Source organism: Sphaerotilus sp. (genome assembly GCF_013299175.1).
Lineage (GTDB): Bacteria > Pseudomonadota > Gammaproteobacteria > Burkholderiales > Burkholderiaceae_C > Sphaerotilus.
Genome location: NZ_JAAFKF010000047.1, coordinates 1 through 13,858 on the forward strand (window position 1 = coordinate 1; position 13,858 = coordinate 13,858).

10 protein-coding genes are annotated in these 13,858 nt (G+C 69.7%); 2 read left to right on the plus strand and 8 right to left on the minus strand.

Annotation, left to right across the window (positions count from 1 at the left end; all coding sequences use genetic code 11):
* Positions 1-734 precede the first annotated feature (734 nt).
* From QZW52_RS09955 to QZW52_RS09980, 6 genes are all read right to left on the minus strand, one after another.
* Positions 735-2,459: an ABC transporter ATP-binding protein gene (locus QZW52_RS09955; RefSeq protein ID WP_293998023.1), complete on the minus strand. Its 1,725-nt coding sequence runs from the start codon at positions 2,457-2,459 to the stop codon at positions 735-737.
* Positions 2,460-2,463: 4 nt separating this feature from the next.
* Complete coding sequence (locus QZW52_RS09960) at positions 2,464-3,519, minus strand: ABC transporter permease (RefSeq protein WP_293998026.1); 1,056 nt, start codon at positions 3,517-3,519, stop codon at positions 2,464-2,466.
* Entirely contained in the window at positions 3,516-4,454 is a 939-nt protein-coding gene (locus QZW52_RS09965; RefSeq protein WP_293998029.1) for an ABC transporter permease, read from the minus strand. Before QZW52_RS09965 ends, QZW52_RS09960 begins: the two co-directional genes overlap by 4 nt.
* Complete coding sequence (locus QZW52_RS09970) at positions 4,454-5,206, minus strand: class II glutamine amidotransferase (RefSeq protein ID WP_293998032.1); 753 nt, start codon at positions 5,204-5,206, stop codon at positions 4,454-4,456. Before QZW52_RS09970 ends, QZW52_RS09965 begins: the two co-directional genes overlap by 1 nt.
* 61 nt (positions 5,207-5,267) lie before the next feature.
* Positions 5,268-7,628 carry a putative bifunctional diguanylate cyclase/phosphodiesterase gene (locus QZW52_RS09975; RefSeq protein ID WP_293998035.1) on the minus strand — a complete coding sequence of 787 codons (2,361 nt, stop codon included), beginning with the start codon at positions 7,626-7,628 and terminating at the stop codon, positions 5,268-5,270.
* 88 nt (positions 7,629-7,716) lie between these two features.
* Positions 7,717-8,943, minus strand: coding sequence for an NAD(P)/FAD-dependent oxidoreductase (locus QZW52_RS09980; protein ID WP_293998037.1), 1,227 nt, complete (start codon positions 8,941-8,943; stop codon positions 7,717-7,719).
* A gap of 83 nt (positions 8,944-9,026) precedes the next feature.
* Here QZW52_RS09980 and QZW52_RS09985 point away from each other — a divergent pair, with 83 nt between their 5' ends.
* Positions 9,027-11,330, plus strand: coding sequence for a patatin-like phospholipase family protein (locus QZW52_RS09985; protein ID WP_293998040.1), 2,304 nt, complete (start codon positions 9,027-9,029; stop codon positions 11,328-11,330).
* 11 nt (positions 11,331-11,341) lie between these two features.
* Here the strand turns inward: QZW52_RS09985 and QZW52_RS09990 are convergent, their stop codons facing one another.
* Together QZW52_RS09990 and yihA are read right to left on the minus strand one after the other, a co-directional pair.
* Positions 11,342-12,391: a LacI family DNA-binding transcriptional regulator gene (locus QZW52_RS09990; RefSeq protein WP_293998043.1), complete on the minus strand. Its 1,050-nt coding sequence runs from the start codon at positions 12,389-12,391 to the stop codon at positions 11,342-11,344.
* Entirely contained in the window at positions 12,375-13,118 is a 744-nt protein-coding gene (yihA, locus tag QZW52_RS09995; RefSeq protein WP_293998045.1) for a ribosome biogenesis GTP-binding protein YihA/YsxC, read from the minus strand. The genes QZW52_RS09990 and yihA overlap by 17 nt, the downstream gene beginning before the upstream one ends.
* Positions 13,119-13,169: 51 nt before the next feature.
* On the opposite strand from yihA, the gene QZW52_RS10000 reads away from it, so the two are divergent.
* Positions 13,170-13,808, plus strand: coding sequence for a c-type cytochrome (locus QZW52_RS10000; protein WP_293998047.1), 639 nt, complete (start codon positions 13,170-13,172; stop codon positions 13,806-13,808).
* Positions 13,809-13,858: the final 50 nt, after the last annotated feature.

The following is a 13,858-nucleotide window of genomic DNA, read 5'->3' on the forward strand; positions in this document are numbered from 1 at the left end:
CGGAACACCACCGCGACGTGAACGCCGCCAGGAACATCGCCGCGCGCGGACATGCGCGTCTCGCAGGAGGAATCCCCGTCCTTTAGGGCGGGGAGGATGTCAAAGGAGAAAAAAGAAGGGAGGCGGGACGCGACTCCGGGGGCTCGCTCTCAAAAGCCCGGAACGCCCGCCTCCCTGGGACTTGAGACTGAACCCAGTCCCGAAGGCTTCTCTGAGGAGGAGTCACACGAGAAGATTCCATGATGAACCGGTGCGGCGTGCTTGTCATCTCGGCCAGTGCGGCACCCTGCACGGTTCGCCCCGGTCAGCGCACGTCAGCGGCGACCTGGCCCTGTTCGGCCGCTTCAGCGGCGGCAAATGCACTCAAGGTCAAGACCAGCGCGGCGGCGGTGAGCCATTCAGACCAGCGAAACTTCATGGCAGTCTCCGGTTGTGTGGATACACCAGACTAAACGGAGTCTCTGTGGGTTTTTCCGGGCTGTTGCAAGTTGGGGGCTGTACTTGCGCACTAATGCACACGAGGTACTTGATGGTTTCGCGCGCGGAGCGCGCACGGACAGCACTCAGCGGCTGTGCGTGAGCCGGGGCAGGTCATCGACCACTGTGGCGGCGGCACCCGCGCTCAGGGTGAGAGCGATGGCGGCGGCGGCCAGCCAGTCAATCCAGCGAGGTCTCATGGCAATGCTCGGCAGCGTTGATTCGGTGCTGGAATCTTCGCAAGGCCGGGGACGGGTCTATCCCGTGAACACGGGGGTGATGGAGTCGCTATTGCGGCTCGCCGCCTGCTCTTCGGGCGCCGCTGCAGCCTGCACATAGCCCCGTGGCACGGCCGCCAGCAGCCGGCGCGTGTAGTCCTCGCGCGGCGCGGCCAGCAGCGTCTGCGCATCGGCGCGCTCGACCACGCAGCCGTCCTTCATCACCAGCACCTCGTCGGCCATGCTGCGCACCACCGCCAGGTCGTGGCTGATGAAGACGTAGGCCAGCCCGAGTTCGTCCTGCAGCGCCCGCAGCAGCGCGAGCACCTGCGCCTGCACCGACACATCGAGCGCCGACACCGCCTCGTCGAGCACCAGCACCTCAGGCGACAAGGTCAGCGCCCGCGCGATGGCGATGCGCTGGCGCTGGCCGCCGGAGAACTCGTGCGGGTACTTGCCGAAGGCGGTCGCGTCCAGCCCGACGCGCTCCAGCAGCGCCAGCGCCTGCGCCCGGCGGTCGGTGTCGTCGCGCCCGATGGCGTGGATCTGCATCGGCTCCAGCAGCGTCTGGCCGATGGTGAAGCGGGGATTCAGCGACGCATACGGGTTCTGGAACACGATCTGGATGCGCCGGCGCAGCGCCTGCCGCTCCGGCCCCTGCAGCGCGAACAGGTCACGGCCGTCGAACAGCACCTGACCCGCGGTGGCCTCGTGCAGCCGCAGCAGCGTCAGCCCCATCGTCGTCTTGCCCGAGCCGGATTCGCCGACGACGCCCAGCGTGTGCCCGCGCCGCAGCGTGAAGCCCACGTCCTGCACCGCCTTGAACGCGCGCGTGCGAAACAGCCCCTCGCGGATCGGGAAGGACTTGCACAGCCCGCGCGCTTCGAGCAGCACCGGCGCGTCGGGGTCGCATGGTCGGACGGGCAGCGGGTCGTCCAGCCGTGGTCGGCTCGCCAGCAAGGCGCGGGTGTAGGCGTCCCGCGGTGCGGTGAAGAGGTCGGCGACCGGGCGGTGTTCGCGGATCTGGCCGTCGCGCAGCACCACCACCTGATCGGCAATCTCCCCGACGACCCCGAGGTCATGGCTGATGAACAGCATGCTCATGTGCCGCTCGGCCTTGATGCGGGCGAGCAGTTCGAGGATCTGGCGCTGCACGGTCACGTCCAGCGCCGTGGTCGGCTCGTCGGCGATCAGCAGGCGCGGTTCGCAGGCCAGCGCCATCGCGATCATCACCCGCTGCTGCTGCCCGCCGGACAGTTCGTGCGGATAGGCGGACAGGCGCCGTTTCGGCTCGGGCAGGCCGACTTCCGCCAGCAGCTCTTCCGCACGGGCCAGCGCGGCGCGGCGGCCCAGGCCGAGGTGCAGCCGCAGCGGCTCGGCGATCTGCGCGCCGACGGTGAAGACCGGGTTGAGCGAGCCCATCGGATCCTGGAACACGCAGGCGATGGCGCGGCCCCGCAGCGCACGCAACGCGGCCGGCGAGGCTTGCAGCAGGTCGCGGCCGTCGAAGAGGATGCGGCCCGTGCGCTCGGCGTTGTCGGGCAGCAGGTTGACGATGGACATCGCCGTGACGCTCTTGCCCGAGCCGGATTCGCCGACCAGGGCGACGGTCGTGTTCTCGGGGATGTCGAAGCTGACCCCGGTGCCTGCCGTGTCGCTGCCGACCGCACGGTCCCAGCGCACCTGACCCTGTTCTCGGCCAAGGCGAAAACGCACGCGCAGATCGTCGATGCGCAGCAGCGGCGGGAGAGTCGAATTCGTCATCGCGTCAGTCCTCCAGCCCGCGCAGCTTCGGGTCGAGCGCGTCGCGCAGTGCGTCCGTCATCAGCGAAAACGCCGTCACGAACAGCGCCATGAACAGCGTGGCCGTGGCGAGCTGCCACCAGTAGCCCAGGATCAGCTCGCTCTGCGCCTCGGCCAGCATCGTGCCCCAGCTCACCTGATCGACGCTCACGCCCAGGCCCAGGTAGGACAGGATCACCTCGTACTTGATGAAGCCGACGACGTGGATCGAGAGCTGCACCAGCACGATGTGGCTGACGTTGGGCAGGATGTGGCGGAACATGCGCTGCAGCGGACTGGCGCCGATCGCCTCGGCGGCGCGCACGTAGTCGCGCCCGGCGTGTTTCATGAACTCGGCGCGCACCAGCCGGTAGATGCCAGTCCAGCCGGTCAGGCCGAGGATCAGCACCACGCTGGTGACACCGCGTCCGAGCACCGCGGCAAACGCGAGGATGAGCAGGATGCCGGGGATGGAGGTGAAGACGTTGTAGACCCACTCCAGCAGGTCGCCGACACGTCCGCCGAAGAAGCCACCAAAGGCCCCCAGCACCGTGCCGATCACCGCCGCGACCACGGCGGCCAGCACGCCGACCAGGATCGAGATCTGCGAGCCTTTGATCGCCTTGTCGAGCACGCTGCGGCCGAGCCGGTCGCCGCCGAAGGGCAGGGTGAGCGACTGTGTGACGGTCTCGATGGACTGCTTCTTCGTGGCGGCGTCCCACTCGGCGTAGCGCGGGGCGAGCGGGTCCACCGAGATCAGGTCGAGCAGCGGCTGCACGGGGCCGGATGCAGCGGAGGCGGCCATGCCGGGCATCGCGGCGAACTCCGGCGCGGGGCCGAGCAGCGTGGGCGGCGCGTAGGACACGCCGCGCTCGGCCTGCCAGTTCCCCGCGACCAGTCCGCCCGCCGCAGCCAGCACCAGCAGCACGAACAGCGCGACGATCGCCATCGACACCAGCCCGACGCGGTCGCCTTGCAGCCGCTTCCAGGCCAGGGACCAGACGCCTTCGGAACGTTGCACGGAGCTTGTCACGGCCATCATTTCAGCGTCACCCGCGGATCGACCGCCTGGTACAGCAGGTCAGTCAGGAGGTTGATGGCCATGGTGATCACCGCCAGATAGACCGTCACCGCCTGGATGACGGGGTAGTCGCTGCGGTTGACCGCCATCCACACCTCGCGCCCCAGGCCGGGGATGGAGAAGAACACCTCGATCAGGAAGGAGCCGATGAAGATGCCGGGCAACTGCATCGAGACGTTGGTGAGGATGGGGATGAGGGCGTTGCGCAGGACGTGCTTGAGCAGGACCGCCGGTTCGCTCAGGCCCTTGGCGCGTGCGGTGCGGACGTAGTCGTGGCCGATCTCGTCCAGGAAGAAGCTGCGGTACAGGCGCATCTGCGGCGAGATCCCGACCATCACCGCCAGCAGCACCGGCAGCGGCGCGTAGGTGGTGAGGTTGGTCCAGACGCTGCGGGTCCAGCCCTGCACCGGAAACCAGCCGAGCTGGAACGCGAACAGCCACTGCCCGACGATGACGTAGACGAGGAAGCTGATCGACAGCGCCAGCGTCGTCGCCACCATGATCATCCGGTCGGTCAGCGAGCCGCGCACCGCCGCCACCGCCAGCGCGAACGGGATCGCCAGCACGGCGTCCAGCACCAGGATCGGCGTCATCACCGTCAGCGTCGCCGGCAAGCGCGAGGCGAACAGGCTGGACACCGCTTCGTTGGTCGCCCAGCTCTTGCCCCAGTCAAAGCGCAGGATCTGCTGCACGAAGATCCAGAGCTGCTCCCAGACCGGCTTGTTCAGGCCGAGTTGCTCGCGGATCTGGTCCACCTGCGCGGTGGAGGCGTTCAGGCCAGCGAGGATTTCGGCCGGATCGCCCCCGAAGGACTTGAACAGGAAGAACACCAGCAGCACGACGCCGACGAGCGTCGGCACCATCTGCCAGAGGCGGCGGAGCAGGTAGGCACCCATCAGAGGCGGTCTCCATCGACAAACACGGCCAGCTCGCCCGGCTGCAGGGCGGTCCAGTCCTCGTTGCAGGTCAGCGGTTCGGTGACGACGATGGCGACGCGGTCCTGCGGCGTCGTCAGATCGGCGAAGTCCACGGTCAGGTCGGCGTCCTGCAACTGCGCACACGGGAAGGGGTGGTGGCGCTGGACGTAGTGCAGCTTGGTCGAGCAGTGCGCCCAGAGTGCCTCGCCCTGGCTGAGCAGGAAATTGAAGGTGCCGTGGCGGGCGATCTGGGGGACCAGTTCGGCCAGCGTCTGCGTCAGGTCGGGGATGCTGGGCATGCGGGCATGGTTCTTGGCCAGCTCCTGCAGCAGCCAGCAGAAGGCGCGCTCGCTGTCGGTGTCACCCACCGGATGGAAGTTCGCGTGCAGCTTGGGCTGGAAATCGACCAGGTTGCCGTTGTGCGCGAAGACCCAGTAGCGACCCCAGAGTTCGCGCATGAAGGGGTGGGTGTTCTCCAGCGCGACACGGCCCTGGGTGGCCTGGCGGATGTGGGTGACGATGTGGCGGCTGCGGATCGGGTAGCGGCGGAGCATGTCGGCCACGGGGGATTCGGCCGCACTCAGGTGGTCCACGAACAGCCGCACGCCGGGGCCTTCGAAGAACGCGATGCCGAAACCGTCCTTGTGCTGCACGGCGCGGTGGGCGAAACCGGTGAAGCTGAAGACCAGATCGGTCGGGGTGTTGGCGTTGAGGCCGAGCAACTGACACATGGGGCGAGACACTACCATGCGGCCCGCGTGTTTTTGCGGCCTGCGTGCGGCCTGCGCGCGCTCAGGTGGTCGGCATGTGCGCGGGCGCGGCGCGGGCGAGCAGCAAGGCGGTGAAGTCCAGGCGCGGCATGGGGCGGCCGTAGAGCCAGCCCTGCGCCAGCTCGCAGCCCTGCTCGCGCAGGAAGCACGCCTGTTCCTCGGTTTCCACCCCTTCGGCCACCAGCCCGAGCTGCAGGCTGTGGCCCATCGAGATGATGGCGCGCACGACGCCGGCCTTGTCGCGGCGGGTGGTGATGTCGCGCATGAAGGACTTGTCGATCTTCAGCGTGCTGATCGGGTACTTGGTCAGGTAGCTCAGCGCGGAGTGGCCGGTGCCGAAATCGTCGATCGCCAGCGTCAGGCCCATGGCGCGCAGGCCGTCGAGCGTCTCGCCGGCCTGTCCGCGTTCGTCGAGCAGCAGCCGCTCGGTGATCTCCAGCTCGATCCACTCGGGGCGGCAGCCGGTGCGGGCCAGGGCGGTGGTGACGGTGCCGATCAGGTCGTGGTTGAGGAACTGGCGCGGCGAGAGGTTGACCGCGATGCACAGTGGCGGCTGGTCCGCGGCCCGCGCCCGGTTCCAGTCGGCCGCCGCTGCGCAGGCGTCGCGCAGCACCCAGGCACCGATGGCCACGATGAGGCCGCTGTCCTCGGCCACCGGGATGAAGTCCTCGGGCGAGACGTGGCCGCGCTCCGGGTGGTGCCAGCGCAGCAGGGCCTCGGCGCCGACGATGCGGCCGTCGGCCAGCGCGACCTTGGGCTGGAAATGGACACTGAATTGCCGCTCGGACAGGCCGCGGCGCAGGTCCGCCTCCATCGTGACCCGGTCGCGGGTGCGCTGACTGAGGTCTTCGGAGTGGAACTGGTGGCGCGAGCGTCCGCTGGCCTTGGCGGCGAACAGTGCGGTGTCGGCCTGCTGCATCAGGGTGTCGGGGTCGGTGGCACTGGTGTCCAAGTCACCGCAGCCGCGCACGGCGATGCCGACGCTGGCCGAGACGAAGATGTCGTGGTCATCGATTCGGCAGGGGGCCGAGAGCGCCTCGACCAGCCGGCGTGCGATGCGGTCGAGCTGTTCGTGGTCCACCGCGTCGTGGATCAGCACGGCGAACTCGTCGCCTCCGAGCCGTGCCACCGTGTCCTGGCTGCGCAGGCAGGTGCCCAGGCGCTGCGCCATCATCACCAGCAGCCGGTCGCCGGTGGCGTGGCCGAGGGTGTCGTTGACGTACTTGAAGTGGTCCAGGTCGAGCATGAGCACGGCCTGCACGGGCCGCTCGTGCAGCCGCTGCGTGAAGCCGGCGCGGTTGACCAGTCCGGTCAGCACGTCCTGGAAGGCCAGCGTGTGCAGCTCGCGCTGGGTGGCCTTCAGCTCGGTGATGTCCTGGGTGGTGGTCATCGTCTGCGCGACCAGACCACGTGTGTCGTAGTCGAACCGCTGCACCACGCGCAGGTCGTGCAGTCCGAACGGGCCGTGGATCGTGGTGTCGAAGCGCAGCTCCTGCAGTTGCTGGCGCACGGCTTCGGCCGAGAGCTGCAGCACCCGTGCGCGGTCGGACGCCACCACGCGGTTCCAGACCATGCGGACATGGGGCACCATGGCCTGGGCGAGGCCGAACTGGCGCTGCGCCTCGGCCGACAGCGTGGTGATTCTGGTGGAGCGGTCCCAGATCAGGTGGCCCATCTGGCCGACGCGCTCGGCGTCTTCCAGCCGGGCAACGAGCCGGTCACGGTCGCAGCGGTCGGCGTGCTGCGACGCCATTGCGCGGCTGATGCGGGACGGGCCTTTGACCATCACGAGGTAGACGTAGTACATCAACGCCAGCCCCATGTAGGTGTGCGCCAGCGCGCCCCGGCTCAGCAGCACGGCCACCAGTGGTCCCATCGCCAGCACCCCGAAGATGCTCAGCGTGCCCTGGATGGAGCCGATCAGCGCCGCACTGCCCGCGCAAGCGCCCATGAGCGTCATCACCACGGCAGTGCGCGACACGGGGTCGTCGGTCAAGGCGTAGAACAGTCCCAGCGTGCCCCAGCCCAACCCGCTCAAGGCCGTCTGGCCTTGGGTCAACCAGAACCAGCGTTGCCGGGACCACTGTGTCTGCCCGCCACCCCGCAGGAAGTAGCGCGCCACGAGCAGGCGCATCCCCATCAGCGTCTCGACGCATGCCAGCCACGGCAGCAGCACGGTGTGCGCAACGGCCTGCCACAACACCGCCGTGATCAGCACCGACAGGGCCATGCCCGAGAGGACGGCTTGCGGCGTGTGCTGGTAGTGGCTCAGCAGCAGCAGGGTGTCCCAGGTGGCAGCGGCGTCCGCAGCCGCGCCGGCCCCGGTGGTGGGCATGTCGGGCGTGGCAGTGGTGTTGGCTGGCGGTCGAGGCGGGCGCTTCATCGGTGCGGGCGCCAGGGCAGTGGCGGCGCCTTCGAACGCTATCGGCAGCGCACGGCCCGACTGAAGCTGAAGCTGAAACCGAAACCGCTCAATCCGTCAGCAGCCGCAGCACCCCGCGCAGCGAGAGCAGGTGCCCCGGATTCGAGGTCTCGTTGAGCACGCCGCCCATGCGCCGGCGCAGCGAGGCGCTGTGCCGCGCCCGCCAGACCACCAGATCGGCCAGCCAGGGGTGGCGGTTGACGCTGTTGGCCTTCTCGTAGAGCGCGAACTTGGGGCGCAGCGTGGCGAGCTGCATGTCGTAGTGCTGCCGCACCGCCGCTTCGTCCAGTCCTTCGCGGGCGCCCTGGAGGAGGGCATCGGCAGCCATCAGCCCGGTTTCCAGCGCCTTGCCGATGCCTTCGCCGGTGAAGTCATAGGTCGAGCCGAGCGTCTCGCCCGTGGCAATCAAGCCCGGTCGGCCGCTGGCGGCGCCGTCGAGCGTGCAGCGCAGCGGGGCACCTTTCAGCTCGCCTTGCAGCGTGCCGCCGTCCATCAGCGCGCGGGCCGGGGCGTAGACGCGGGTGAAGTCGTCGAACATCTGGCGCAGGTTGGCGTCCGCCGCCTGTCCGCGCTGGAAGAAGGCACCGACGCCGATGTTGTAGGTGTCGTCGCCACACGGAAAGATCCAGCCGTAGCCCGGCCGCAGCGCCTTGTCCCAGACGACATCCATCGTGGTCTGGCGCCCCGCCAGCGACGGGTTGCGCACGTAGCCGCGCAGCGCGATGCCACTGGGCGTGCGCCGGGTACACAGTCCCGTGGCGACCAGCGGCTGCACGCCCGCACCGGTCGCCAGCACCACCCAGCGTGCCCGCACCTCCGGCCGTGCATCGCCCTGGCGCAGCCGGGCGCCGACGACCCGGCCGTTTTCCTCGACCACCGCGTCGAACTTCACGGGGGTCACCAGCCGCACGCCCTGGCGCTGCGCGTGCTGCACCAGCAGGAAATCCAGCACCCGCCGCGGCAGCACCGCCAGCGATCCCGGCACGTCCACCTGCCCGCCCCGCGGCGCCACGCAGCGCACATGGCCGACGTGTTCGGCATGCGCCATCACCTCGTCGTGGACCCCCAGGCGCCGCAGCGCGGCGTGGGCATCCGGGATCAGGCCGTCGCCACAGACCTTGTCGCGGGGAAAGTCTTGCTGGTCCACCAGACAGACCGACCAGCCCGCCGCCGCCAGCGTGGCCGCGCAGGCACTGCCCGACGGGCCAGCGCCGATGACGAGCACATCACAGGTGTCCGGCAGGGTGCCGGTGGGGCAGGGCGCAGGCAAGGTCATGGCATGTCCGGTGCAGAGTTGTGTTGGGTTGTAGTGGGTCGTGTTGGGCGCGGATTCTAGGAGCGGGCCGCACAATCCGCCCCATGCGTGGTCCATGGTCTTCCTTGCTGTTCAGCTTCTGTGTGGTCACGGGGGGTCTCGTGCCGCCCGAGCGGGCCGCGGCGGTCGAGGTCGGTCCGAGCCTGGGCCGCCCCCGCATCGGACTCGTGCTCTCCGGCGGCGGGGCACGCGGGCTGGCGCATGTCGGTGTGCTCAAGGTGCTGGAGCGCGCGCACATCCCCATCGACGCCATCGCCGGCACCTCGATGGGCGCCATCATCGGCGGCCTGTACGCCAGCGGCCTGCGCGCCGACGAGCTGGAGCGCGAGCTGCTGGCGCTGGACTGGACCACGCTGTTCGCCAACCGCCTGCCCCGCGAGACCCTGAGCGAGCGCCGCAAGGAAGAGGATTTCGAGATCTCGCCCGCGCTGGAGGTGGGCATCGGCCGCGTCTCGGGCGAGCTGATGCTGCCGATCGGGTCGGTGTCGAGCCGGGGGCTGGAGCTGCTGCTGCGCCGCTACACGCTGCCGGTGCGCCAGGTGGCGAGCTTCGACGCGCTGCCGATCGCCTTTCGCGCCGTGGCCACGGACATGGAGTCCGGCGAGGCGGTGGTGTTCCGGCAGGGCGATCTGGCGCAGGCGCTGCGGGCGAGCATGTCGGTGCCGGGCGTGTTCCCGCCCACCGAGGTGGACCACCGCATCCTGGGCGACGGCGGCCTGGTCAACAACCTGCCGGTGGATGTCGTGCGGACGATGGGCGTCGATGTGGTCATCGCCGTCAACATCGGCACCCCGCTGGCCGGGCGCGACAGCCTGGGCACGGTGCTCGGGCTGACCTCGCAGATGGTCAACATCCTCACCGAGCAGAACGTGCAACGCTCGATCGCCACGCTCGATCCGGCCCATGACGTGCTCATCGCGCCGCCGCTGGGCCGGCTGACCTCGGGAGACTTCGACCGCGCCGCCGATCTGGTGGCGGCGGGCGAGCGCCACACCGAGGGGCTGTTGCCGCAACTGGCGGCGCTGCGGCTGGGCGAGACCGACTGGCAGGCGATGCGCCGCGGCCAGCAGCGCCCGGAAGACCCGCCACAGCCCATCGCCTCGGTGCGCTTCGAGGGGCAGGACATCACCGAGCCGGAGCGCCTGCGCGGCGTGCTGGCGGTGCAGCCGGGACAGCCGTTCTCGGTCGAGCGGGCCGAGCGCGACAGCCGCACGCTGGCCGCCAGCGGCGATTACCTGCATGTGGATTACCGCGTCGAAGACCTGCCGGCCGGCACCGGTCTGGTCTACCGGGTCGAGGAAAAGCCCTGGGGTCCGCACTACTTCCGGCTCGGGCTGGACGTGCAGAGCGATTTCGCCGGCCGTGGCGAGTTCAACGTCAAGCTCAGCCACAACCGCCACTGGCTGGACGACAGCGGCAGCGAGTGGCGCAACCGCGTGCAGATCGGCTCGGTGCCGCGCTGGTTCAGCGAGCTGTACGTGCCGCTGGGGGCGGGCAGCGGGCCGGCGAGCGACGGGTTCCTCGCCGTCTGGTCCGACATCGAGCGCCGCCGCCTCACCACCTACCAGCCGCTGCAGCCCGACGAGAGTGCGCGGGCGCTGACCGTGCTGGGGCGGCAGGTGCGCGGGCAGATCCGGGTGGGTCTGGACATCGGCCAGCCGCTGGGTGATCTGGGCGAGTGGCGGGTGGGGCTGGTGCGCGACCTGCTGAGCCTGGACGCGGAAACAACGGCCAGCACCACCGACACCACGGCCCTGGCCGCAGGCCGCAGCCGCGAATGGGCGCTGCGCAGCGGCCTGGTGATCGACCAGCTCGACCACGCCAGCTTCCCGCGCCAGGGCTGGCGGTTCAAGCTGGGCGTGCAGGCCGGCCGGCGCACCCTTTCGGGCACGGCAGACAGCACCAGCAGCGATCCCTTCCACCGTGTCGAGGCCGACGTGACCCAGGTGGCGAGCCTCGGGCGCCAGACGGTCGAAACCACGCTGCGCCTGCGCCATGCCCGCCAGCGCGAGGCCCCCGGACAGGTCGGCCACTACACGCTGGGCGGCTTCCATAACCTCTCCGGCTACGAGACCGACCAGCTCGCCGGCAACGACGCGTTGCTCGGGCGCCTGACGTGGATGCTGCGGCTGAACCGGGCACCGGTGCTGACCCGCGGCGTGTTCGCCGGCGCGACGCTGGAGGCGGGCAATGCGTGGCTGTCGTCGCGGGCGGTCAGCCTGCAGGATCTGCGCTGGGGTGGCAGCGTCTTTCTCGGTGCCGACACGGGGCTGGGTCCGCTGTACTTGGGGATGACCTATGCGCCGCGCGGGCGGGCAGGGGTGTCGCTGATGCTCGGACGGCCCTGACGGGCGCGGCCTCAGCGCAGCGAGCTGCGCCGCACCACCAGCTCCACCGCCAGCGTGCGGGGCGGCACGGCTTCACCGGCCACGATGTCGAGCAGCGCATTGACAATCTCGACCCCGGCAATCGCCACGGGCTGGCGCACGGTGGTCAGCGGCGGGTAGGCGTGGCTGGCCCATTCGATGTCGTCGTAGCCCACCACCGCCACGTCGCGCGGCACGTCCCGGCCGTGGGCCCGCAGCACCTGCACCACCGCCATCGCCAGCACGTCCGAGCAGGCGAACACGGCGTCGAACGCCGTGCCGGATTCGATCAGCCGGGTCAGGTCGGCGCGGGCCTGGCTGGCGTCGAAGGGCGTGCGCAGTGCCAGGGCCGGTATTGGCGCGAGTCCGGCGTCGGACAGCGCCTGCCGGTGGCCGCGCAGGCGCTGGGCGACTTCCGGCAAGTCCGGGTCGCCCATGAAGACGATGCGCTGGCAGCCGCGCTCCAGCAGGTGCTGCGTGGCCAGCGAGCCGCCGGTGGCGTTGTCGCCGCCGACGGAGCAGTAACGCTGCACGGGGATCTGCGCGCCCCACACCACCAGCGGCACGCCGCGCTCGGCCATCTGGTTGATCTGCTCGTGGCTGTGCCACTGCCCGATCAGGATCACGCCCATGGCGGTGCCGGTGTCCCAGGCTTGCGAGGCACCTTCGAGCCGGTCGGCGTCCACCCGCGACACCAGCATGTCGAAGCCGCGGTCGGTCAGCGCGTCGGCCAGGCTGCCGAGCATGGCCAGGAAGAACGGGTCCGAGACATGCTGGCGCGAGCGCCGGTCGTAGGGGATGACCACCGCCACCGTCTTGTTGTGGCGCAGGCGCAGGTTCTTGGCACTGACGTTGATGGTGTAGTTCAGCGAGCGCGCCAGCTCGGAGATGCGCTGGCGCGTGGCCACGCTCACTTCCGGGCTGTCGTTGAGCGCCCGCGAGACGGTGGCGACCGACACTCCCGCAATGCGGGCGATGTCGGCCATCTGCAGCCGCTGGCGCTCGGGGCGCTCGGCCGGGGCTGGGTCAGGCGGCAGGGGCATGGTCCGGGGTGGTGGTGGGATCCGTGTCGGGCACAGGGGTGTCGGGCGGAACCATCCAGCCTTGCAGAATCTCCGCCACCTCGCCCACGCCCTGGCGCTTGAGCGACGAGAACAGCGTGATGCGGAGGTCGGACTGGTCCGTGGACAGCGCCGCCAGCACCGCCCGCGCCTTGCGCAGCGAATCGGCGCCCTCCTTGCGGTTGAGCTTGTCCGCCTTGGTCAGCAGCACCAGCAGCCGCACCTCGCCGTTGGCCAGCCGAGGGGCCACGAACTCCAGCAACTGCCGGTCGAGTTCCGTGAAGCCGTGGCGCGAATCCACCATCTGCACCACGCATGACAGGTTGCGCCGCACGCGCAGGTAGTCGGCCATCACCTCCTGCCAGCGCGCCTTGGCCGCCTTGGCCACCGCCGCGTAGCCGTAGCCGGGCAGGTCGGCCCAGTACGCCTGCGGGGCCTCCTTGGGGCCGACCTCGAACAGGTTGATGTGCTGCGTGCGGCCGGGCGTCTTGGAGGCGTAGGCGAGCTGTCGCTGCTGGGCCAGGGTGTTGATGGCGGTGGACTTGCCCGCGTTGGACCGGCCGACGAAGGCGATCTCGGGCAATTCATGCGCCGGGAGCTGGTCCAGACGGCTCGCGGTGGTCAGAAAGCGGGCCGTGTGGGTCCAGGCGAGGGCGGTTCGCGTGGCATCGGCGCCACCGACGAGAGGGGCTAGTGGGGGGGTCATCATTCGGCATTGTAAAATCTTCAGGTTTCACGTCTGCCTCTGCGCCGCTCAACCATGAAATCGCACGTCAAGTCGCTTCTTGCCCTGCTCGCGGCGGCCGCCATGGCCACCCCGCTGGCTGCCACCGCCAACGAGTCCCAGCCCGCCGCTGCCAAGGTCGATCCGGCCAAGGGCCAGGCCATCTCCACCCAGGTCTGCGGCGCTTGCCACACGGCCGACGGCTCGCGCGGCTCGCCCGCCAACCCGATCCTGCAAGGCCAGCACCCGGAATACCTTGTCAAGCAACTGACCGAATTCAAGGCCGGCAAGCGCGACAACGCCATCATGAAGGGCTTCGCGTCCGCCCTGAGCGACGAGGACATGAAGAACGTCGCCGCCTTCTATTCGAGCAAGCAAGCCAAGCCGGGTGCTGCGAAGAACAAGGATCTGGTCACGCTGGGCGAGAAGATCTACCGCGGTGGCATCGCCGACCGCAAGGTGCCGGCCTGCGCTGGCTGCCACAGCCCGACCGGTGCCGGCATCCCCGCCCAGTACCCGCGCCTGTCCGGTCAGCACACCGACTACACCACTGCGCAGTTGACCGCCTTCCGCGATGGCATCCGCAAGAACAACGCGGTCATGACCGGGGTCGCTGCCAAGATGAACGACCGCGAGATCAAGGCTGTCGCCGACTACATCGCCGGGCTGCATTGAGATCCCCACGGCGGCTGGCCTGCACGGCCACCGCCGTTGATGCAGATCAA

Coding starts and splice junctions, on each gene's coding strand:
- QZW52_RS09965 (WP_293998029.1), bottom strand. CDS start 4,454: ATGGGTGCCTACCTGCTCCGCCGCCTCTGGCAGATGGTGCCGACGCTC.
- QZW52_RS10000 (WP_293998047.1), top strand. CDS start 13,170: ATGAAATCGCACGTCAAGTCGCTTCTTGCCCTGCTCGCGGCGGCCGCC.
- QZW52_RS09990 (WP_293998043.1), bottom strand. CDS start 12,391: ATGCCCCTGCCGCCTGACCCAGCCCCGGCCGAGCGCCCCGAGCGCCAG.
- QZW52_RS09980 (WP_293998037.1), bottom strand. CDS start 8,943: ATGACCTTGCCTGCGCCCTGCCCCACCGGCACCCTGCCGGACACCTGT.
- yihA (WP_293998045.1), bottom strand. CDS start 13,118: ATGATGACCCCCCCACTAGCCCCTCTCGTCGGTGGCGCCGATGCCACG.
- QZW52_RS09985 (WP_293998040.1), top strand. CDS start 9,027: ATGCGTGGTCCATGGTCTTCCTTGCTGTTCAGCTTCTGTGTGGTCACG.
- QZW52_RS09960 (WP_293998026.1), bottom strand. CDS start 3,519: ATGATGGCCGTGACAAGCTCCGTGCAACGTTCCGAAGGCGTCTGGTCC.
- QZW52_RS09970 (WP_293998032.1), bottom strand. CDS start 5,206: ATGTGTCAGTTGCTCGGCCTCAACGCCAACACCCCGACCGATCTGGTC.
- QZW52_RS09975 (WP_293998035.1), bottom strand. CDS start 7,628: ATGAAGCGCCCGCCTCGACCGCCAGCCAACACCACTGCCACGCCCGAC.
- QZW52_RS09955 (WP_293998023.1), bottom strand. CDS start 2,459: ATGACGAATTCGACTCTCCCGCCGCTGCTGCGCATCGACGATCTGCGC.